The 22,537-nt window shown below is 31.5% G+C and carries 25 protein-coding genes; 9 read left to right on the plus strand and 16 right to left on the minus strand.

What is annotated here, in order from left to right; all coding sequences use genetic code 11:
- Positions 1–112: 112 nt before the first annotated feature.
- The 14 genes from DK442_RS27770 to DK442_RS27840 all read right to left on the minus strand — a co-directional run bounded on the left by DK442_RS27770 (position 113) and on the right by DK442_RS27840 (position 13,611).
- Positions 113–997 carry a DUF4835 family protein gene (locus DK442_RS27770; protein ID WP_109439182.1) on the minus strand — a complete coding sequence of 295 codons (885 nt, stop codon included), beginning with the start codon at positions 995–997 and terminating at the stop codon, positions 113–115.
- Positions 990–2,201 carry a bifunctional phosphopantothenoylcysteine decarboxylase/phosphopantothenate--cysteine ligase CoaBC gene (gene coaBC, locus DK442_RS27775; protein WP_109439183.1) on the minus strand — a complete coding sequence of 404 codons (1,212 nt, stop codon included), beginning with the start codon at positions 2,199–2,201 and terminating at the stop codon, positions 990–992. The genes DK442_RS27770 and coaBC overlap by 8 nt, the downstream gene beginning before the upstream one ends.
- A gap of 4 nt (positions 2,202–2,205) precedes the next feature.
- Complete coding sequence (locus tag DK442_RS27780; protein WP_109439184.1) at positions 2,206–2,538, minus strand: DNA-directed RNA polymerase subunit omega; 333 nt, start codon at positions 2,536–2,538, stop codon at positions 2,206–2,208.
- 15 nt (positions 2,539–2,553) lie between these two features.
- Positions 2,554–3,369, minus strand: a complete 816-nt coding sequence (locus DK442_RS27785; protein WP_333924905.1) for an outer membrane protein assembly factor BamD — start codon at positions 3,367–3,369, stop codon at positions 2,554–2,556.
- Between the two features lie 235 nt (positions 3,370–3,604).
- Positions 3,605–4,534, minus strand: a complete 930-nt coding sequence (locus tag DK442_RS27790; protein ID WP_109439185.1) for an ion channel — start codon at positions 4,532–4,534, stop codon at positions 3,605–3,607.
- Positions 4,535–4,548: 14 nt separating this feature from the next.
- The gene (gene dapA, locus DK442_RS27795; RefSeq protein WP_109439186.1) at positions 4,549–5,421 is read right to left on the minus strand and encodes a 4-hydroxy-tetrahydrodipicolinate synthase; all 873 of its coding nucleotides are present in this window, start codon (positions 5,419–5,421) and stop codon (positions 4,549–4,551) included.
- A 1-nt stretch (position 5,422) separates the two neighbouring features.
- A complete protein-coding gene (locus tag DK442_RS27800; RefSeq protein WP_235011046.1) occupies positions 5,423–5,947 on the minus strand; it encodes a hypothetical protein in 525 nt (174 codons plus the stop codon).
- 133 nt (positions 5,948–6,080) lie between these two features.
- On the minus strand, positions 6,081–6,209 hold the full coding sequence (locus DK442_RS28815; protein ID WP_255412255.1) for a hypothetical protein: 129 nt from the start codon (positions 6,207–6,209) through the stop codon (positions 6,081–6,083).
- A gap of 1,693 nt (positions 6,210–7,902) precedes the next feature.
- On the minus strand, positions 7,903–8,598 hold the full coding sequence (locus DK442_RS27815) for a hypothetical protein (RefSeq protein WP_109439189.1): 696 nt from the start codon (positions 8,596–8,598) through the stop codon (positions 7,903–7,905).
- 151 nt (positions 8,599–8,749) lie between these two features.
- A complete protein-coding gene (locus DK442_RS27820; RefSeq protein ID WP_109439190.1) occupies positions 8,750–9,436 on the minus strand; it encodes a lysoplasmalogenase family protein in 687 nt (228 codons plus the stop codon).
- On the minus strand, positions 9,433–11,427 hold the full coding sequence (gene ligA, locus DK442_RS27825) for an NAD-dependent DNA ligase LigA (RefSeq protein WP_109439191.1): 1,995 nt from the start codon (positions 11,425–11,427) through the stop codon (positions 9,433–9,435). Before ligA ends, DK442_RS27820 begins: the two co-directional genes overlap by 4 nt.
- Positions 11,428–11,548: 121 nt before the next feature.
- Complete coding sequence (locus tag DK442_RS27830) at positions 11,549–12,139, minus strand: TIGR00730 family Rossman fold protein (protein ID WP_109439192.1); 591 nt, start codon at positions 12,137–12,139, stop codon at positions 11,549–11,551.
- A gap of 113 nt (positions 12,140–12,252) precedes the next feature.
- On the minus strand, positions 12,253–13,104 hold the full coding sequence (prmC, locus tag DK442_RS27835) for a peptide chain release factor N(5)-glutamine methyltransferase (RefSeq protein WP_109439193.1): 852 nt from the start codon (positions 13,102–13,104) through the stop codon (positions 12,253–12,255).
- 18 nt (positions 13,105–13,122) lie between these two features.
- Positions 13,123–13,611, minus strand: coding sequence for a GNAT family N-acetyltransferase (locus DK442_RS27840; protein ID WP_109439194.1), 489 nt, complete (start codon positions 13,609–13,611; stop codon positions 13,123–13,125).
- 72 nt (positions 13,612–13,683) lie between these two features.
- Between DK442_RS27840 and DK442_RS27845 the strand changes: the two genes are divergently transcribed.
- The 6 genes from DK442_RS27845 (at position 13,684) to DK442_RS27870 (ending at position 17,975) form a co-directional block, all read left to right on the plus strand.
- A complete protein-coding gene (locus tag DK442_RS27845; RefSeq protein WP_109439195.1) occupies positions 13,684–14,145 on the plus strand; it encodes a hypothetical protein in 462 nt (153 codons plus the stop codon).
- A 142-nt stretch (positions 14,146–14,287) separates the two neighbouring features.
- Complete coding sequence (locus DK442_RS27850) at positions 14,288–14,764, plus strand: hypothetical protein (protein ID WP_160114397.1); 477 nt, start codon at positions 14,288–14,290, stop codon at positions 14,762–14,764.
- Positions 14,765–14,842: 78 nt separating this feature from the next.
- Positions 14,843–15,886: a bifunctional diaminohydroxyphosphoribosylaminopyrimidine deaminase/5-amino-6-(5-phosphoribosylamino)uracil reductase RibD gene (ribD, locus tag DK442_RS27855; protein ID WP_109439197.1), complete on the plus strand. Its 1,044-nt coding sequence runs from the start codon at positions 14,843–14,845 to the stop codon at positions 15,884–15,886.
- Positions 15,879–16,484: an HAD family phosphatase gene (locus DK442_RS27860; protein WP_109439198.1), complete on the plus strand. Its 606-nt coding sequence runs from the start codon at positions 15,879–15,881 to the stop codon at positions 16,482–16,484. The genes ribD and DK442_RS27860 overlap by 8 nt, the downstream gene beginning before the upstream one ends.
- A complete protein-coding gene (locus tag DK442_RS27865; RefSeq protein WP_109439199.1) occupies positions 16,481–17,350 on the plus strand; it encodes a hypothetical protein in 870 nt (289 codons plus the stop codon). Before DK442_RS27860 ends, DK442_RS27865 begins: the two co-directional genes overlap by 4 nt.
- A 10-nt stretch (positions 17,351–17,360) precedes the next feature.
- Entirely contained in the window at positions 17,361–17,975 is a 615-nt protein-coding gene (locus DK442_RS27870) for a YigZ family protein (RefSeq protein WP_109439200.1), read from the plus strand.
- Here DK442_RS27870 and DK442_RS27875 read toward each other — a convergent pair.
- Positions 17,972–18,376, minus strand: a complete 405-nt coding sequence (locus DK442_RS27875) for a thioesterase family protein (protein WP_109439201.1) — start codon at positions 18,374–18,376, stop codon at positions 17,972–17,974. The genes DK442_RS27870 and DK442_RS27875 overlap by 4 nt on opposite strands.
- A gap of 199 nt (positions 18,377–18,575) precedes the next feature.
- Here DK442_RS27875 and dnaA point away from each other — a divergent pair, with 199 nt between their 5' ends.
- The 3 genes from dnaA (at position 18,576) to DK442_RS27890 (ending at position 21,543) form a co-directional block, all read left to right on the plus strand.
- Positions 18,576–20,003: a chromosomal replication initiator protein DnaA gene (gene dnaA, locus DK442_RS27880; RefSeq protein WP_109439202.1), complete on the plus strand. Its 1,428-nt coding sequence runs from the start codon at positions 18,576–18,578 to the stop codon at positions 20,001–20,003.
- 139 nt (positions 20,004–20,142) lie between these two features.
- Positions 20,143–20,589, plus strand: coding sequence for a low molecular weight protein-tyrosine-phosphatase (locus tag DK442_RS27885; RefSeq protein ID WP_235011047.1), 447 nt, complete (start codon positions 20,143–20,145; stop codon positions 20,587–20,589).
- Between the two features lie 225 nt (positions 20,590–20,814).
- Positions 20,815–21,543, plus strand: coding sequence for an SAM-dependent methyltransferase (locus DK442_RS27890; RefSeq protein ID WP_109439204.1), 729 nt, complete (start codon positions 20,815–20,817; stop codon positions 21,541–21,543).
- 11 nt (positions 21,544–21,554) lie between these two features.
- Here the strand turns inward: DK442_RS27890 and DK442_RS27895 are convergent, their stop codons facing one another.
- A complete protein-coding gene (locus tag DK442_RS27895; RefSeq protein WP_109439205.1) occupies positions 21,555–22,199 on the minus strand; it encodes a peptidoglycan-binding protein LysM in 645 nt (214 codons plus the stop codon).
- Positions 22,200–22,537: the final 338 nt, after the last annotated feature.

A 22,537-nucleotide genomic window follows, 5' to 3' on the forward strand; every position in this document is an offset into this window, starting at 1 on the left:
TACTATAGTTTTTAAAAAAAACATCTGTTGCTTTTATTTTTTTAAACGGACAAAATTTGTAACATAATTATCAAAAACACCTGAAGTAAATCCAACAAAAATAAAAGTATTCTTAGAATTTAATTTCTTTCCAATTATCTCCATAAGTAGGAGCAATTTTATTGAGTATCTGAATTGTTTCGGCAATATTTACAGAAGGCCCACCGGAAAGAACGCTTGCTATTTCATCTGCTTTGGCATCAAAAAACACTCGCATTATATATGAATTTGGCCTGGTATTATGAACATCTTCCAACGACTTCATTGCTTCGGTAATTGTTTTTTTACCTTCTTTTAAATTATTATGCATTACATCCAGCCCTTCTCTATGATAAGTATACATCGCTTTCCTATATCCTTCATACGTATTAGACAGAAGATCATCATTAAGCCTAAATCTATTAGGGTTTTGTTCTCGTTGCCACCCCAACGTATTACTACTTTGCGCATTTCCTACGATATTTTTTGCTTCTTCGTAATACGATGTACCACTATTCATTTCAAAAGTATCTGCATCCACCCCCAAAATAGTATATAAATAAAATGCAACAACAGAAATCAGATTAGATTCAAAATTATTTGGATTATAGTTTAGTGGCTGAAATTCTAGATAATTAAAACTAAACTGCTTATCATTAACATTAAAAATAGTAGTTGAATAATTGGATCCAAATACAGGGCGTGAAGCTTGCACCTGAACAGTTGCTGTAAAAGCATCATTATCATATCCTACTATTGTGACAAAAAAGCTACAATTAATGCGTTCTTCTGTACGATAATCTACATCTGTCCATTTTGTATTGTTAATAAATTCTGTTAGTGAACGCTCCAAAGTTTTAAACACTTGTAAATTTGGATTCCCCGTTTGCTCGGCATTAACTACTACTGTAGCATTAAATTCCTGGGCATTAGCTCCAAAACTTACTATAAGCGCGATAACAAGGAACAGTCTATTCATTTTTTAGCGTATTAATTTCATTGAATATATCTTGAGCAACCTCTGACTTTGTTTTTAGATCAAACGCTTTAATCCCTAATTTATGATTAATCAGAGTCACTTTATTTGTTTGCCCTTTAAAACCAGCCCCTTTATCATTAAGAGAATTAAGAACAATCAAATCTAAGTTTTTATTTTTTAATTTACTTTTTGCATTCTCTTCTTCATTTTCAGTCTCTAACGCAAAACCTACCAAAAACTGGTGTTTCTTTTCTGCTCCCATCCATTTAAGGATATCATTTGTTCTCTCTAATTCAATAGAAAATGCAGTATCTTTCTTTTTAATTTTTTGATTTGATATATTTTTAGGTCTATAATCTGCAACAGCAGCCGACGCAATAGCTATATCTGAAGTCTCATATTCTAACATCACCGCTTCATACATATCTTTTGCGCTGATTACATTAATCACTCTGATTAAGCTATGATTAACAGAAAGTGAGGATGGTCCTAAAACCAAACACACCTGAGCCCCAAGATTAGCAGCTACATTAGCCAATTCGATTCCCATTCTACCACTGGAATGATTTCCAATGAATCGAACTGGATCAATTGCTTCATAGGTTGGCCCAGCAGTAATAAGAACTTTTTTTCCTTCTAACGGAAGCTTTCCTAAAATATCTTTTTCTATAAATTTAACGATAGTATCTGGTTCTGCCATACGTCCTTGTCCAACTAACCCACTAGCTAATTCTCCCGACTCTGCAGGAATCATAATATTACCAAATTCTTGTAATTTTTTGAAAGTTTGATGTGTAGATGGATGATTATACATATCTAAATCCATCGCTGGCGCAAAATACACAGGACACTTTGCAGATAAGTAAGTAGCTAGTAATAAATTATCACTATTTCCTGTTGCCATTTTAGACATCGTATTAGCTGTAGCTGGAGCTACCAACATCAAATCAGCCCATAAACCAAAATCGACATGATTATTCCATTGTGCATTTTCATCTTCTTCATTAAAGAAAGATGAATACACAGGGTTTTTGGATAATGTAGATAAGGTTAGCGGAGTTACAAAGTCCTTAGATGCAGGGGTCATAATAACCTTTACCTCTGCTCCGGCTTTAATAAACAAACGAACTAAGCTAGCTGTTTTATAGGCTGCAATACCAGCGGTTACACCAATTAAAATCTTTTTACCGCTTAAAATTGACATAGATTTATAAAGATTCTGTGTCCGCCTTTGTATTTCTATGATAAATCTTACCTTCTAACCATTCTTGTACAGCTAATGCATGTGGCTTTGGTAATCTTTCATAAAACTTAGAAACTTCTATTTGTTCTTTATTCTCAAAGATTTCTTCTAAGCTATCATTATAAGTAGCAAATTCATCCAATTTCTCAAGAAGTTCTTTCTTGATATCTGTATTGATTTGTGTTGCTCTTTTTGATATAACCGAAATCGCTTCATAGATATTATCTGTTGGTTGATCTATACGGTTTTTATCGATAGTAGTTGTGTTTACCGGCGCATTACTTTTTTTCAAATCCATCTTCTACTTTATTTTCTATTTGAATTGTTCTAATCTTGATTTTATATCTTCTCCTATCTCATCTGCCTTTTCAATATATTCACCTTCGGTTTTATAATACTTCTTATAGTTATTATAATACCCTTGAGCTACTGTAAGTCTCTCTTTTACCAAGCTTTGATAACTTCCTATAGCAAGAAGGTATTCAGATTCTAACTTGTAATATAATACTTTTTCTCTAAAAGAAGAACCTGGATAATCAACCAAATAATTATCAAATGCTGCAATAGCAACTTTATAATCTTCGCGATGATGATTTTGTTTTGCTATTTCATATGCTTTTTTCTCCTTCTTAGTTCTAAGCTCAGCCACTAAAGCATTAGCCTCTTTTAATCTTTCACTATCAGGATACGTATTTATATATGCCTGAAGTTTTTCGAGTGCCTTATCAGTATCTTCTTGATCCAAACTATATCTGGGAGATAATTCATAATAACTTTTTGCTCCTTTATATGATGCATCTTCCCTTTTTTGACTTTTAGGATAAGACTTTGCAAATCTCTCAAATTGATATCCCGCAAGATAAAAATCTTCTAACTGATAGTATGTATCAGCATAATAGTACATTATTCTTTCTGCTTGTGGCTTACCTCGATATTGAGGTACAATCTGTTCGAATAAACGCAAAGCTTTCTTGTACTTCTCTTTTTTGTACAATTCTTCGGCAGTTTTATATTTTGCAGCTAAATCTTCACCTCTTAGCACCTTTTGATACTCACTACAAGACCCTAAGAATAATACAAAAACAAATAAATACAATAATCTCATCATAGCTAAAAAAACATCTGGCAAAAGTATATATTTCTGCCGTATTACAAAAACTTTAATTCATCAATTCATCTATCCTCATATATTGTTCTTTAATTTTGGATAGAATTGCTCAAAATATATCTAAGTTTACTATAAACTTAACAATTTTGACTCATTTCAATAACTATATAATTAAAGCTTTGTTGCAGAATTAAGTTTATTCACTCTCTATTTTAGAACATTTAGATTCATCCATATCCTTTTGAAGGACAATTTTCTATTTATGTGCTGTATTATTTATGGTTTTATCAAGATTATTATGGTCAAGAATAGTATACCCTTCATCATCATAATAGAATGCAGAAACAAAATTTTGCCCCTGTATTACATCTTTTAGTTCGTATGAATGCACTTGATGCACTTCTTGAGCAAAAGATTCATCATAATAACTTACAAGAATAAGAATTTCTCCGTTTAATTCTGGCAGTTGTTTTCTTTCAAATTTTGCTAATGGACTCAACTTATCTATTGGATGAACTATAGTCCAAGTTGTAGGTAAATAGGTAATAGAATCTCGTTCTAATTTTAATTTATAAAAACTGTTTACATACTCCCCTTCTTTATCTTCTTGAGACAAAGCTAGCGTTGCTTCTATTTTGGGCCGAATCATTACATTAGTACTTCTACTCATCAATCTAAACATAATAGAATATATTTCATTGTGCTCTCGAAGAACTATAGTGTTACTAAATCTAATATTGGCTCTAGGCTTAGAGAATCTACCATATAACAATCCTGTAATAAATGAAAAACTCAGTAATCCTATAAGCGCTTCAAAAGAAGATATAATTCCAAAAAGCAATCCTTTTGGAGCCATAGCTCCATAACCAACAGTAGTAATTGTTTGTGCCGAAAAAAAGAATGCTTTTAAAAAATCTCTAAAAAAATTACCCGTCGGATCCGCAATATTAGAAATTCCAAATAGAGTATAAATAAGTGCAAATATAGAATTGATCAAAGTATACCCTAGTACTACCCAAAGAAAGAATTTTGTCCAACTAATACTAATTAAGTAATTATAACTCTCTGATAAAGAACTAGGTCTATTGACATGTTTTATATTAAAAGATCCATCTTGATTTATAAATCGTTTGGCGTGTTTATTTGAGGACTTACCTATTCCCGGATCTTTTATTCTTTTAGCCATTACTATGAAAACTATTAATCTTCAATATACTCTTTTATTTTATGAGATAAGCTTTGTGATACTTTTACTAATGGTAAACGCACATAATCATCGCATACTCCTTTTACCTTCAAAACATGCTTTATTCCGGCAGGGTTTCCTTCTTCAAAAGCATAATCCAGAACCGGTAAAAGTTGATATAAAATATCAAAAGCTTTTTTTGTTTCTCCAGACAACCCTAATCGTATCATTTCTGAAAAAGATTCTGGAAACCCCTGTCCCACTACACTAATAACACCATCCCCTCCAGCAGCAACAGCTGGTAAAGCCAGAGCATCATCTCCAGAAATTACAAGAAAGTTTTTTGGTTTATCTTTGATAATCTTCAACACCTGTGTAAAATCACCAACAGCCTCTTTAATCCCAATAATATTATCTAATTGAGCCAAACGCAATGTTGTGTCTGCTGTCATATTTGTTCCTGTTCGAGAAGGCACATTATACAGCAATACTGGTAATTTTGCCGCATCGTTTATAGCCTTATAGTGTTGATAAATCCCTTCTTGAGTTGGTCGATTATACATAGGAACAACAGAAAGAATCGCATCAAATTCTGAAACATTAACCTCTTTCATTTCATCAAGAATAGCTGCAGTATTATTACCTCCCACACCAATTACCAGAGGAAGTCTTTTATTATTCACTTCTATGATATGAGTTATTAAACTCTTCTTTTCTTCTTTGGTTAAAGTAACCGATTCTGCAGTAGTTCCTAAAACCACTAAATACTCTACTTTACCTTCTATACAAAAATTAACAAGAGAAGTTACTCCTTGATAATCTATTGAACCATCTATATTAAAAGGAGTAGCTAATGCTACACCTGTCCCTCTAAGAAAAGTACTCATACTATATAATCTGTAAAATTTTTAAATATTTTTTAAGCTCTGATATAAAAAGGTTAGCATCATCGGTTGTAGCTCCAATAATTAAATCATTGATTCGATTATCCACATCTGCAAAACCTACTTTTAATTTGGCTTTGGAAGCAGCTGCAACATAATTTAATTCCATTTTATCTTTTCCATAAAAATTAATCAAAACATCATAATCTTTATTTATGAATTCTTGCAAAGATCTACTTTTTACTGCCCCATTAACTCCAAAACTTTTGTCATTATAATAAGCCGTATCCTTATCATCTTCAATATCTTTTTGATCTTCTTTGTACCCCATTACTTTAAGCGCCCCAGAACTAACTCCTAATTCGTTAGCTAGTTTCAATAATGAAATAATATTGATAGAATGCGACGCATCTATAAGAACTGCTAGTGTCTTAAGATTAGAAATACTTCTAGATTCAGCATCTCTTTTCTTTAGATGAGCATCGATACTTTTCTTTATTGCATTTCTTTTAAGACCCTTTAAAATCATTTATTAAAAAAATTAATAAGCCACAAATGTAGCTATTTTACAGTTTACAATCATCTATGAAGATATAAGAAAAATCAAAAACTAAATCATCCCAGAATATCTATATCTATCCATCAGTTTTTCTTTTATGTTTTCACCAAAATACCAAGTCACACAACTCAAAAGGAACAACCTGAATTTCAATACGATATAAAACCTTATATCGTTCTACAGAAAATAAAGATTCAAAATCTCTCGAATATCCAATTAAATCGATCCCCAAATAGCCCCCATTTTTTTCGATTAAAACAACCTGATCTTTAAACGGTAAAATGATTCCTATTGTTGTAGCATGTTTTTTTTGAACACTACCCTCTTCTTTTATTATTCTTTATCAAAGTCTTTAATTAGTGATATTGAAGCCTAAAAATATTTACGAATATAAATTATAAACACCAGATAAAAACTTTGATTTATCCAGAAGAAACAATCTTAAAAATGCCCCTCCTCTTTTGACGATGAATCTATGCGCTTTGTTTCAATAAAAAAACTTACAAAAAAGTAAATCCCCCCTATTTCTGCAATATTAATAAGCACGGTAAATACCCTATTATAAAAATAAAATTCATTTATAGCCAAGAGAAAATCCACAAACAAAGTACAACATGTAGCTATAAAAAGGTAAATTGATTTTTCATAACGATCGGACAAATAAATAAAAAAACTTACCCCAGAGAATAAAAGTGCACTAACTATTATTAATACTGTAGCTTTAATATCATTTATAATCTTAGGCAACACCAATTCGGTTACAGAAAATATTAAATATGCAATTAATAGAGTACTAATTATCACCGGAGGAGAAAACAACATACTTAATTTAACATCTTTCTTATTAACATAGCGCTTTAACATAAGTATGCACAAGACATAAAACAAAGCAATAAGTATAGAGATAAGAATATAATACTTTACAAAATCTACATATATTAAAATATCAGTGACAGCAATAATGACCATACTTAAAGGAAATAGAAAACGTATCCTTTTTACTGATTTTAAATACAACAAAACCAACGACAAAGGAACAAATGGCTTTACATAAATCAACAACCATTTATCAAGAAAAACGGCGACCCATATAACCATCAAGAAAGTGAGATAGAAGAACAAATATGTAATGCTTGTTTTTTTCAAGAATATTTAAAAAAATTACACCTCAACTACTAGATATTTATTTCCTTAATGCCTTCCTCTTAGAAATAATCATCATTTACCGGAACTAAATTCTGCTGTTCTATGAAAAACTTAATTAAGAAAAATTGACCCGAAATCTGTAATAGGTTTATTATTAACACAAACACCTCTAAAGAAACATAAAGGTTATCAAGTGCTGTAACTATATTCACTATTAAAAAGCAGGAAGCAGCAACCATTAAGGAAGAACTGATAATTGTTTTACTATTTAAATAAATATAATAGCAAAGCCCTATAAAAGAAGTAAAACAAGCTATTAATACAAAAAGATAGAACTTATGATCGTATACTTGAGGTAAAATTAAATCTGCGACAGAAAACAGAACATACATGATAAGCAACATAGTTATTATCAATTGAACCGTGAAAATTTTCTTGAATTGAACCTTTATCTTTTTTAAACTTTTCCAAAGTAAAATGATATTAAGTATATAGTATACTGAAAGTAAAATGTTAAGAATTCTAAAGTAACGGATAAAATCTTTACTAGTTAAAATCTCCAAGACCATAATTAATAGCATTGTAAATATAACCAAGTAATTTTTTCGTTTTGCTTTTATCAGATATAAAATACACAGTGAAATAATCACAGAAGGCTTAAAGAAAATGATCAATTTCTCCGCAAAAATTGACACAATCAAAGTAAGTATTCCTGTTAGGTAGAATAATCGGTATGTTAGTTTCTCTGTCATCAATACTTAATTCTTTCGTATTAAACATCAAAAACCTTCAAACTCTTCAGCCTTAAGAATCAAAGATTTTGTTATCATATAATGTACTAAAAAAACGAGAGCAATGGGTTCACATATCAACATAAGTAACTTAAGCTCAAAAGACTCAAGATAAAACCTATCTATTAAGAACATGAAATTACCAAATGCAAAATTTAACATCGATAAAAAAAACCAAAGTGATTTTTCTGATCTTATATTAATATAATGCATTGCTCCTATTATGAGCAACATATAAATTAGTAATAAATAAAGAAACCCTAGTATTTTGAGTTCTCCCATAGGTTCTTCTAGCTCCATATATGCTATGAAAAATATAACAGTATATAAAGAACTACCTAGCACCAATGTAAAGACATCCCTTCTATTGTACTTAAATGACTTATGATTATAATACAAGAAGTAAAACATTAGAACATAAGCAATCATATGTCCTATTATTTGAAATTTAACAACTTCTTCAATTTCACAAAAAACAATCAATTCTCGTATAAAGAAGATCAACAGAATGATTACCTTATACACCTGTACCTGTCTAGTACTTATGAAATAAAGTGTGATTATTGATATCAAAAGAAGTATGCTACTGTATGTGTTTAAAAACTCATTTTCAAACACAAAACCAAGCACTTGTAAGATAATCAAAAAAGAAATTAAAAGCTTTAGTAGTTTCTCTCCATTCATTAACTATATTTTGTGCTTGAAATTTGACTTTTTTTAAATCCAAACACTTTGTTATACAATCATTTTTTTCCCTTACACAATATACTAAATTTTACAAGAACAAAAATTTTGGGAAAAATCAAACAAAAAAAGACTCTACACAACACCTTAATTAAAGCTTATTTAATTTTAACGGAGCTGGACTTGCTATTTGAAATTGTACTAAAAAGAAAACGGCCAATAACTGATAAATAGAATTTATAATTTCAAATTCTATAGAAGAAATATAAAACTTATCCAAAGCAAAACAGGAATCACTTATAACAAAATTGAGTATCGCGATCAAAAACCATAATGACTTAGTAGATCTAATATTGACATACTGAAAAACAGCACCTATAAATAAAAAATACAATATTAATAAATACGTTAGTCCATAAAATTTAATCCCACCCATTGATCCTTCAATAGCTTCATAAATCTCATATACGATAAGAGTCCAGGCAACCCAGAAAACACTTAAATAAACAATATCTGTTGTGCCATAGTCTATCGGTTTATAGTTTTTATATAAAAAAAAGAACAATAACAAGTAACACACACTATAGCTCATCAAAACATACATAAAGCTATTCTCCACATCTGTCAACAAAAATATATCTCCTAAAAAACAAAGCAATAAAACCATTAAAAACAAAACATCTATCTTCTTTGTATTAAACCAATACAGCATAAAAAATAATGGCACCGTCGTAGGTTTTATATAGAATTCTAAAACCGGCCATTGCATAGCTGTACTTAACACGCAAAGTCCCCCCGTTATAATTAATAATATTTTAATGAGGGTTCTTGTTTTCATGATAATTTACCAAGAAATTCGTCTTCGCTAATAATAGGAACTTCTAATTTTTTTGCTTTTTCTAATTTACTTGGTCCCATATTGGCACCGGCAACAATAAAAGAAGTTTTAGAAGAGATAGAACTTGACACTTTACCTCCATTATCTTCAATTAGCTTTTTAAGTTCATTACGAGATACTTTTTCAAACACTCCTGAAACCACGAATGTCTGACCCTGTAACGTATCTGTTTGATTTGCCAGTTTTTCTGCAGAAACCTCTAACTGAACACCATATTGTTGTAATCTAGTAACCAATGTCTTATTTTCATCAGATGCAAAAAATTCTATAACACTCTGAGCTATTTTAATTCCTATCTCATCAACATTTACTAGTTCTTCTTCTGATGCTGCAATAATACCATCAATAAACTTATAATGTTTGGCTAACTTCTTTGCCACTGTTTCTCCTACATATCGAATTCCTAAGGCGAATAAAACACGTTCAAAAGGAATTTCTTTAGACTTTTCTATTCCCACAATAAGGTTTTCGGCACTCTTCTCTGCCATTCTTTCCAGCGGAATTACCTGTTCCTTTTTTAACTCATAGAGATCAGCATAATTAGCAATCAGACCTTCATTTACTAGCAGTGCCACCGTTTCTCCTCCTAATCCTTCTATATCCATCGCTTTGCGCGAAATATAATGTTGTATGCGACCAATAATCTGTGGAGGGCAACCTGCATAATTAGGACAGTAATGCTGCGCTTCTCCGTCCTTACGAATAAGTTCTGTTTGACATTCTGGACATTCTGTTATATAAACCGTAGGTTCTGAAGCCTGATCTCTTTTTTGAAAATCAACAGCTATTATTTTAGGAATAATCTCTCCTCCTTTTTCTACAAAAACAGTATCTCCTACCCGAATATCCAATTTCTCTATCTGATCTGCATTATGCAATGAAGCTCTTTTCACTGTGGTTCCCGCAAGAGCCACAGGTTCAAGATTAGCTACTGGTGTAATTGCACCTGTTCTCCCTACCTGATATGTTATCTCATGAAGTATTGTTGAAGCTTGTTCTGCTTTAAATTTATATGCCATTGCCCATCTTGGGGCTTTTGCTGTAAAACCTAATTCTTCTTGTTGCTGAAGATCATTTACCTTAATAACCACACCATCAGTTTCATATGGCAGATCATGACGATGCTCATCCCAATACCCAATAAAATCCAACACTTCATCGATTGAACCTACCCATTTGGATTCTGCTGGAACTTTAAACCCCCAATCTCTTGCTTTTTCCAAACTTTGAAACTGAGACGCTATCCCTAATCTATTTCCTGTGATATTATACAACAAACAATCTAGCGGACGCTTAGCAGTCTCACTACTATCTTGTAGTTTAAGACTACCAGAAGCTGTATTTCTAGGGTTTGCATATGGTTCTTCTCCTGCCGCAATTCGTTCCTGATTCATTTTGGCAAAACCTTCATACGGCAAAACAATTTCACCACGTATATCAAATTTTGGAGGAAAATCACCTTTTAATTTTAGCGGTACAGAATTAATGGTTTTCACATTTGTAGTCACATTATCTCCTTGAATACCATCTCCTCTTGTTACAGCCCTAATCAGTTTCCCTTCCTCATACGTGAGGCTTATAGAAGCTCCATCATACTTAAGTTCACATGTATAACTAACTTCTCCATCAACTAATTTTTTAATACGTTTTTCCCAATCTAGCAAATCTTCTTTAGAATATGAATTATCTAATGAATACATTCGATATTCATGTACTACAGTCTCAAAATTCTTAGTCACCTCCCCTCCAACTCTAAGTGTTGGAGAATTAGGATCATAAAACTCTGGATGATTTTCTTCTAATTCTTGTAATGCTTTGAGTTTCATATCAAACTCATAATCACTTATCACTGCAGCATCTAATACGTAATAATTATAATTATGTTTTCTTAGCTCTTCTCTTAGTTGATTAATTTGTTGTTCTGTATTCATCTGTATTATATATATCGTTCAATAGTCAAATCCAACCTTCGACTACTAAAACAATCATTCCCCTTTTACAAGTATTCTTTTAAATTACTAAATTTTATCTATATAGTATCTATTTCAGATTTTATGTCCTTTCTGGTTTTAACCATTTTGGAACTTCTGTCGATTTAAAATTCCTCATCTTATCTAATAGCCTATCAATATCATCTTCTACTATAAGAAGTTCGTAGTTTTCCATTTTTAAAAAACCTCTTCGAACCATATTCTCTAAAAGTCCTAGTAAATCATTATAAAATCCTGAAACATTTAATAGGCCAATTGGTTTTTGATGCAGACCAAGCTGAGCCCAAGTGATAATTTCAAACAATTCTTCTAATGTTCCAAACCCACCTGGTAATGTAATAAACCCATCACTAAGTTCTTGCATTTTCATTTTCCGTTGATGCATATTCTCTGTAGTATACAGCTGTGTTAAACCAAGGTGAACTACTTCTTTTAGTTTCAAAAACTCGGGAATTATCCCAACTACCTTTCCTTTATTAGCAAGAGCACCTTCTGCTATTTTACCCATAATTCCTATTTTGGCAGCTCCATACACCAGAGTAATATTTTGTAAAGCCATTTTTTCTCCTAATAAAAATGCTTCAGAAATAACTTTAGTATCATTACCCTCACTACTTCCACAAAATACACAAATTGAATTAAGATTATTCATACATTTATACCTTTTAAATTCTCAAAAAAGAATCTCTACAAATCTTATAATTTCTATTAAAAATCCCAGATTTGTATTTTCTTATTTATGTCGGCCAATTTAACATCTTCTCACTAGTCGAAACAAGCCTTTATCATTCGATCATTTCCATACAAATCCTTACATATTTCTACAGATGTAAAACCTAAGTTTTCAATCATATCTTTAGTTTCTAAACCCAAATATTGATTAATCTCAAAATATAACGATCCTTCCTTTTTTAATTTATTTTTTGCCAAACTTGTAATCTTTTCATAAAAAACCAATGGTTGATCATCAGATACAAACAAAGCTCTTGACGGTTCATTATCAAGCACATTTGGTTTCATTTCTATTTTTTCTAACTCACGAACATAGGGTGGATTAGAAACTATAACATCAAAATCAATAGATAAATCCTGAGTCTCTAAAATATTTGCTTTGATAAAAGTAACGTTTACTTTATTTAATTTTGCATTTTCTTCTGCAACCTTAATTGCTGGTTCTGAAATATCAATTGCGTATACTCTAGCTTCTGGTATTTTTTTTGCCAAAGAAATCGCAATACAACCACTACCTGTTCCTATATCTAATATTGCTATTGGATCATTCGAGTTAAGTCGGTCTTTTATAATCCAATCCACTAATTCTTCAGTTTCTGGCCTGGGAATCAATACATTTTCATTTACCACAAAAGGCAATCCATAAAAATCAGTTTTTCCAATTATATATTGAATAGGCTCCTGGTGTAGTAATCGGTTTTTTGCAGCATCAAAATCACTAATCTCATCATCAGAAAGAATTTTGTCTAGATTGATAGCGACATTCACTCTGGTAAGGCCTAAAATTTCTTCTGAAAGCAAATAAAAAAAGGATAAAATTTCTGCAGAATCATAAAGTCCGGATAGAGAATTCACAAAACTAGTTCTTAGGTCTTTTATCTTCAACTGGAAGTTTATTTTAATTTATAACTCTTTTATCATCCATGCCTGGCAACTGTAATGACCTGTATTTCCGATAGGTTTTTCTAATGACACAAAACCAACTTTCTGATATAATTTTCTGGCAGCTTGCATATACGGCATAGTTTCTAAATAACATTTGGTATACCCTTGCTCTTTTGCATAACTCAAACACGTTTGTATCATCTTATATCCAATTCCTTTTCCTCTTGTAACGGGTAAAAAGTACATCTTTTGCAATTCACAAATATCATCAGAAGTTTCTCCCTGCAAAGGTGCTATACCTGCGCCTCCCACTATTTCACCTTTTTCTTCTACCACATAATACCGCATTCCGGAATAATTATAAGTGTCATACATTCTGTCCAAAGATTCATCCTCATATGCTGTACCTACTTTTGGCACCCCCATTTCTACCAAAACACTTCGTATCAAACTAGCTAATGCTTTATCATCTTTGGGTTCTAACAGACGGATTTTGACATTACTCATTATATTATAAATACTACTTTTACGTTATTATCAAAGGATATTGAAATATACGTTAAATCTAACCATGAATCAATGAAGAAATTTCTATTATTATCAACAATAATTATTAGCATCACAAGCTGTTCTATTTCTAAACAACCAAAATTTAAATACGTTGATAATATTATGGTTAAAAATATTAGTGTGCGTAATATAACACTTAAAGCTGATGCTGTTTTCAACAATCCAAACCACTTAAAAGGGAAACTTTCTATTGAAGATGTCCATATTTTTGTTGATAATATAGATGTAGGTACAATTTCTGCACAAGAATTTGATGTCCCTTCTAAAAATGAATTTATCATACCTCTAGAAGGTACGGTTTCTCTTTCTAAAGTATATAAAGACAATAAAAATAGCATTCTTGGTAGTGTTCTCAAAGTAATACAAACCGATTCTCTTTCTATTCAATATAAAGGTATAATTCGATACCATTTAGGAAACTTCTCTTATCCATATGCTATTGATAAGACTCAAGACATTTCTATAAAATAAAAGTGTCTCCTATCTAAAAACATCTATTTTTCACTGGAAACAGTGTTCCTTTTTGAATACCTTATATAGATCTTTACAAATAGCATATAACATTATAAGTTAGTTAATGCTCGATTTTACATTAACAGATATAGAACACAAAATGACAAAATTAATACTAGACTCTATTTTAATCACAATCACACTCTGTACCACCACTTCTTTTAGCACAATAAAATTAAGTCAGAATGAACCTAAAATCATAAAAATCACTCCAATAAAAGAAGAAGCTTTTAAATATTTTCAACTTCAAGGTGAAACTGCTACTGGAGTCAAAGGTGAAATTTATTTAAATGGCAAAAAATTACATGAGTTCAATAAAGAAAGCTCTAGGTTTTTCAATAATGAAGCTCAGGAACTTATTAAAAACGGTACTAATGAAATTACACTCAAAATCTCTTCAATTGGTAAAGATGTAGAAAAAGATTATTTTTCAAAATGTGTTGTTTTTATTGCTTTACACGGAGTAAATGAAAAAATATTCCCTTCCAAAGAAACTCAAATAGTTCGTATCAAATGGAATCCAGAAAAAGACCAAAATAAAGAACATATTAAATATGTTTTCGATGTTAAAAGATAATTTCACAAAACATCACTATTAACTAGTCCCAAAAGGTTTCAAAACGCATAGTTTTATTTATTTTTGTGAATTGTAAAAGTGACAAAACACGAAAACTATATAAGACGATGTATCCAGTTAGCCAAAAACGGACTGGGAACAACCTATCCTAATCCCTTGGTAGGTAGCGTTATTGTACATAATGATATAATTATTGGTGAAGGATGGCATTATCAATCAGGAAAACCACATGCAGAGGTAAATGCTATCGCTTCTGTCAAAAAACCTTCTCTTTTAAAAGATGCTACAATTTATGTAAGTCTTGAGCCGTGCAGTCATTATGGAAAAACTCCTCCCTGCAGTGATCTTATTATCGAAAAAGGAATTAAAAAGGTAGTTATTGGCACTATAGATACTTTTGCGAAAGTATCAGGTGCCGGAATCAAAAAATTGATGAATGCAGGTTGCGATGTAATTGTAGGTGTCCTGGAAAAAGAGTGCCTGGAATTAAATAAACGTTTCTTTACTTTCCATAACAAAAAACGCCCTTACATTATATTAAAATGGGCAGAAACTAGAAATGGTTACGTGGCTCCTGCTCTAACCAACAAAAGAGAACCTGTATGGATTACTAATCCTTATTCAAGGCAATTAGTACACAAATGGAGAGCAGAAGAGCAAGCTATTTTGGTAGGCAATCAAACCGTAATAAAAGATAATCCAAAACTCACAATAAGACATTGGTCAGGTATAAACCCTACAAGAGTGGTCATAGATAGATCTGGCAAAATACCTATTGACTCTTCTATATTAGATCAAACGGTAAAAACTATTATAATCACTTCTGAAAAATTCAGACAAGAAAATCATCATCATCTCATTTATGAAACTATTGATTCGAAAAACTCACTAACAAAAAAAATATGCGACATCCTTTATCATCATAATATACAATCAATAATCATAGAGGGCGGTACGTTTACTATCCAATCATTTATTGATAGCGAACTCTGGGATGAAGCAAGAGTTTTTACTGGGGATACTACCTTCGATTCTGGAATAAAAAGCCCTATACTTAATGGACATATAGCATCTGAAACCAAAATAGAAAATGACACTTTAAGGACATACTATAATGATTAAGACTATAATTTTTGACTTTGGAGATGTCTTTATCAATCTAGACAAACCTGCCATACAAAAAGAACTTTCGCTCTTAGGCAAAATCTCTCCTCCACAAATACAAGAAATCAATATCGCATATGAAACAGGAAAGTTATCTACATCAGAATGCGTTAATGCCTTTCAAACAATACTTACCAATGCTACAAAAAAAGAAATCATTAATGCCTGGAATGCCATATTACTTGATTTCCCAGAGCATCGGTTACAATTCATTCAGAATTTATCTATCTCCAAAAAATATACATTAATCTTGCTAAGCAATACAAATGAATTGCACATTGACTGGATTAAAGAACATGTTTCTTTTTACAATATATTTAAGTCATGTTTTAATTTCTTTTATTTATCACATGAAATTGGTTTAAGAAAACCTGATACGTCTATTTTTGAATTTGTTTTAGAGCAACATCAATTAAACCCTTTAGAAACATTATTCATTGATGACACAAAGGAAAACACTGATTCAGCTAAAAAATTAGGTATTCATGTATGGAATAACGATCCAAAAACCGAGGACATTACAAACTTATTTACTATAAAATCTAATATATTTTGATCTATTTAATTCTTAGCGTTTTAGCTTCAAGCTTGATTTTTATAATCTTCAAGTTATTCTCAAGATACAATGTAGACACTTTACAAGCTATTATTGTAAACTATGTAGTTGCTTGTGTTTCAGGAATTATAGCATATTCAGAACCGGTGGATATAGTTACAATATCAAAAGAAGGATGGTTTTATGGAGCAATGATATTAGGTATTGTTTTTATTTCTGTTTTCAACCTTATGGCTGTCACAACACAAAGAAACGGACTTTCTGTTGCAGCAGTTGCGACCAAAATGAGCTTAGCTATACCTATAGTATTTGGTATTATAGCTTACCAAGAAAGCACAGGTATTCTAAAAATAATCGGAATCCTTATTGCTCTAATAGCGGTATACTTAACCTCTATGAAAACTCCTGATGGAGTTTCAATAACAAGAAAAAATCTAATTTTCCCATTACTTGTTTTTATTGGAAGTGGTATTATAGATACTAGTCTAAAATTCTTAGAAACACATTATGTAGCTCAAAATGATGTTCCTGTTTTTTCAGCAACTATTTTCGGATTTGCAGCAATTGTAGGAGTATTTACAATACTATATAAAGCTATATTAGGGAAATTTAAGATTTCAATTAAAAATATTATTGCCGGAATCGGATTAGGAATACCAAATTATTTTTCTATTTATTTTTTAATAAAAGCATTGCGTCATGACAGTATGGATAGCTCTACTGTTTTTACAATTAATAATGTAGCCGTTTTATTAGTTTCAACGATTGCTGGAATTTTATTTTTTAGAGAAAAATTAATTCTTAAAAATTGGATTGGGATCATTTTAGCTATATTGAGTATAATTTTGGTAGCCTTTTCTATATAGCAAGATCAAATTGGACATAAACGACACCTATAAAACGATTGACACTTCAGGAAACGAGATTCTTTTCAAAGATCGAAACAGTAAATTTTTTGGATATACATTCCCTATTATATCCGAAGAGGACGCAAAACAGATCCTGGAACGCCTTAAAAAACAACATCACTCTGCACGACATTGGTGTTATGCCTGGCAAATTGGCACAGAAAACCCAAGATATCGTTCTAACGATGATGGTGAGCCTTCTAATTCTGCCGGACAGCCTATATATGGACAAATTCAATCATTTGAGGTTACTAACATATTAATCGTTGTTGTACGTTATTTTGGCGGTGTAAAACTAGGAGTAGGCGGACTAATTAACGCCTATAGAACCGCAGCTCAATTAGCCCTAGAAGCATCTCACATTATAGAAAAAACTATCAACATCAATTATGTTATTATTTTTGAATACAAAGACATGAATAAAGTCATGCGTATCATAAAAGAAAACAAACTGAAAATCAACAAACAAGAGTTAGAACTTAATTGCAAAATTTATATTTCTGTAAGAAAAAAGATCTCTGATAAAATAAAAGACATTTTCTCCCCGTTGTATGAAATAGAAATTAAAAGAATAGAGGGTTAATAATTTTTTATTTTTTCAAGTAAATAAGGAGGACATGAAGTAGGTTTTCTTGTTTTATCATTAACAAAGACCAAAGTTGTAGAAGCGATTGTTAGTAATTCTTGATTTTGATTGTAAATTTCATAGTCAAAAATTATTTTAACTGTAGGAATTTTCCTCAATGAAGTTTTAACAGTCAAATTATCGTCAAAGAAGGCAGATTTCTTAAATTTAAGGTCTAATGTAAACACAGGAAGTATAACACCATTTTCTTCCATTGATTTGTATGAAATCCCTAATCGGGACAACCAATCGATTCGTGCTAATTCTAAGTACTGTGCATAGTTCCCATGGTGTACTACGCCCATTTGATCTGTTTCAGCATATCGTACTTTTAATGAAGTTTCTGAAGTGATTGACATATTGTTATAATCAAAAATTAGTATTAAAGTTAAAAGTAGTACTATCAAATTATGCAAAAAAAATAATTAATATTCAATACCCAAATCGTTTTTTTTTTACATTTTTTGTTCACATATTTGTCGTGCAAAAACAGTAAGGAGTTTTTCAACAATTTCTTTTTAGTATCTTAACAAAAAAAAGTAAACCTAACCAGTAAGAATGAATGTAACCGCGCAGTCAGTTTGGGATAATTGTTTGTCTTTTATAGAAGACAACATCACGCCCCAAGCTTTTAAAACTTGGTTTGAGCCAATCAAAGCTGTAAAACTTACAGATAGCGCCCTGAGCATACAGGTTCCTAGTAAATTTTTTTATGAATGGTTAGAAGAACATTATGTAAATCTTCTTAAAGTTTCATTAACCCGAGAATTAGGCGAAAGTGCAAAGTTGGTTTATGTTATCAAAATGGAAAACACGTACGGTAACAAAAAACCATTTACTGAAAAAATACCTAGCGCAAATCGCACTCCGGTTAATTCACAAGAAGTTGACGTTCCTATTAAAAGTAAAAACCCAGAACTTAAAAATCCGTTTGTTATCCCAGGGATAAGAAATGTAAAAATTGAATCTCAATTAAATCCTAGTTACAACTTTGAAAATTTCTTGGAAGGAGATTCTAATCGATTAGCACGTTCTGCAGGTATGGCCGTAGCCAACAAACCTGGAGGAACTTCTTTTAACCCATTACTTATTTTTGGAGGAGTTGGCTTAGGTAAGACACATTTAGCTCACGCTATAGGTGTTAACATCAAAGATAATTACCCAGAGAAAACTGTTTTATACATATCAGCAGAAAAATTCACTCAACAATATATTGAATCTGTAAAAAAGAATAATAGAAATGATTTTATTCATTTTTACCAGATAATTGATGTACTTATTGTTGATGATATTCAACTTTTATCAGGCAAAGCAGGAACTCAAGATGTATTCTTCCATATATTCAACCATTTACATCAAAATGGTAAACAAGTAATCCTAACAAGTGATAAAGCTCCTGTTGACATGCAAGACATAGAGCAACGATTATTATCTCGTTTTAAATGGGGACTATCTGCAGAACTACATCAACCAGATTTTGAAACCAGAATTTCTATTATCAAAAATAAATTATATCGTGACGGCGTGGAAATGCCTGAAGAAATAGTAGAGTTTCTTGCTAACAACATAAAAACCAACATAAGAGAATTGGAAGGCGCTATTATCTCACTAATTGCCCATTCTTCTTTTAACAAAAAGGATATTACTATAGATTTAGCCAAAACTATAGTAGACAACTACGTAAAAAATACAAAACGAGAAGTATCAATAGACTACATTCAGAAGGTCGTTAGTGATTATTTCCAAATGGATGTAGAAACACTTCAATCCAAAACACGTAAACGTCATATTGTCCAAGCACGTCAACTAGCTATGTTTTTTGCTAAAAAGCTAACCAAGGCCTCACTAGCAAGTATCGGTACACAAATTGGCAAGAGAGATCATGCAACAGTTCTTCATGCTTGCAAAACAGTGGACAACCTTTCTTCTACAGACAAACAATTTAGAAAATACGTAGAGGACCTAGGAAAGAAACTTACGTTATAAACATTAAGCATATTTTACCAAAAAAAATAAACCATAAGACACCCCCTTTATTTCACCATCGGGTTTACAGTAAATATGCATACATGATCTGTTTTGAATACTCAAATAACAAAGCAAAAACATGAAAATCAAAATCCTAATGGTATGCCTCGGAAACATCTGCAGATCCCCTCTAGCAGAAGGAATCTTAAAATCAAAACTCGACCTAAACAAATATAGCGTTGAATCCTGCGGTACAAGTAGCTACCATATTAGCAATAAACCAGACACAAGATCTATTGATGTAGCCAAAAAACATGGCATAGACATAGCAAGTCAACGCGCAGCTCAATTTAAGGCAAGTGATTTCAAAACCTACGATTACATCTACGCAATGGATCACTCTAACTACCAAAACATTATTAAACTTACGAATAACGAAGAAGATAGAACCAAAGTTAATCACATTCTCAACGAACTTCATCCAAATAAAAATCTCGATGTCCCAGATCCATATTATGGCGGTGAACAAGGCTTTGAAGATGTTTTTCGAATGCTTGATGAAGCTTGCGAAAATATAGCTTTAAGATTACAAAAAAGCAATTAACTACAAAAATAACGCTTTACTCTCATCACTCTCAAAACAACACTACCCATATAAAAACACCAAAACATCTCATACCCCAGAAACAAATACTACAAACACAAATAATAGCGTTATAACCAATAACAATAAAAAAATAATATTATTTTAGTGTGCAATCAACAAAAACAAAGACACAACCTATCACCTAAACATTAAAAACCTATACTAAAAACCACTTATAAACCTATGGAGCTTAAACCCCTAGATCCCAAAGGAAAATTATACTTAATACCAACTCGGCTAGGAGACGATGTCCCCTTAGAAGTCCTACCAATATCCATTAAAAAAGTATTAGAACAAGTAAATCATTACATTGTAGAGAATGAAAAACCTGCCAGAAGGTTTATAAAAAAAGTAAGCCCTAGCAAATCTCAACGCTCTCTTGTCATACACACCGTTAATAAATACACTGATACTTCAGAAATCCCAAGCTACCTGACCCCTTGTCTTAACGGGGAATCAATAGGACTACTATCAGACGCAGGTTGCCCAGGAATCGCTGATCCTGGAGCAGAAGTTGTAAAAATAGCCCATGAAAAAGGTATCCCTGTAACACCACTTGTTGGCCCATCCTCTATTTTATTAGCTATGATGAGCAGTGGAATGAATGGACAAAATTTCACATTCAATGGATATTTACCTATTGACAAAAATGAGAGAAAATCTACTATCAAACATTTAGAAAAAATCTCACTAGAAAGGAACCAATCTCAAATATTTATAGAAACACCATACAGAAATGACAAAATGTTCGCAGACCTAACATCTATGCTACACCCCAATACCCGATTGTGTATTGCATGCGACATCACACTTACTACCGAATTCATTGCCACCAAAACCATTGAAGAATGGAAAAAAGAAGAAATAGATCTACATAAAAGACCTACTATATACATAATACAACGAGAATAAAGAAACTACAATCACAATACAGCTTTCGCTCTTCTATTCGCAACGACAAAAGACGTATCATACCCTCCAAATCGTTTCATATAATATCGAATAGTAGTACCAAATGCATCAGCAAACCCTTCTACTCCACCAGTACGCAAATATCTTTTTACTGCACCAGGCCCAGCTAGATGGGCAGCAGCAAGAATTCCAGATTCTGTTACCTCTACACCATTCATTCTTTTACCGGCAAACCATTTAATATCTCTACGTAAAACCCATTTATTCCTAGAAAGATTTGCATAAAAAGCTTTTTCCTGAAGTTCTGGATTTCTAAGAAATTGGTTTTTTGAAACATTTTTAACACCAATTAAAGCCAATGTTCCTTTACCGAATTGATATTTCCCCATATAACCAAATTGATTCACCACCCCATAGTCGCCACGAGATTCTTTAAAAGCAACAGCCTCTTTAAATCCTACATAAGTTTTCCCCAGTTCAGGAGAAAAAAATGCGCTATCATCTTCAATTTCACTAAAATTAGGTGCAATGTAGTACAAATCCAAACCAGCAGTACTATAGGAGCTAAAATCTACTTTCTCTTTTGTTGTAAAACTCAACAAAAGCGCCCCTCCAATTGTAAGTAATATAGATAATCCTATTATCCTCTTTATCATATAAAAAATTTCTAAGTAGCCATTAAAAAAATGGTCCCCTCTACTTAAATTTTTGCCGTGCAAATATACGACTTTTTCAAAAATAAAAAAGAACAGAGTGTTAAAATTATTATAATGCTGAAAAACAGCGTTTTATACCAAAAAACAAGCTTAAAAAGCACTAAAATTTGTATAAAAAACCTTAAAATTGACACTTAAACGTCGAACCAAGTCTTTTAGTCGAAAAAAAATAAACCTAAACTTTTAATAGTAATTCACAAAAAAAATACAATTTTGTTAATAAATTGATGAAGTTTTTAAAGCAGTACAGAAAAAAACTCTATTTTTTCCTACAAAAA

This window comes from Aquimarina sp. AU119, assembly GCF_900312735.1.
Lineage (GTDB): Bacteria > Bacteroidota > Bacteroidia > Flavobacteriales > Flavobacteriaceae > Aquimarina > Aquimarina algiphila.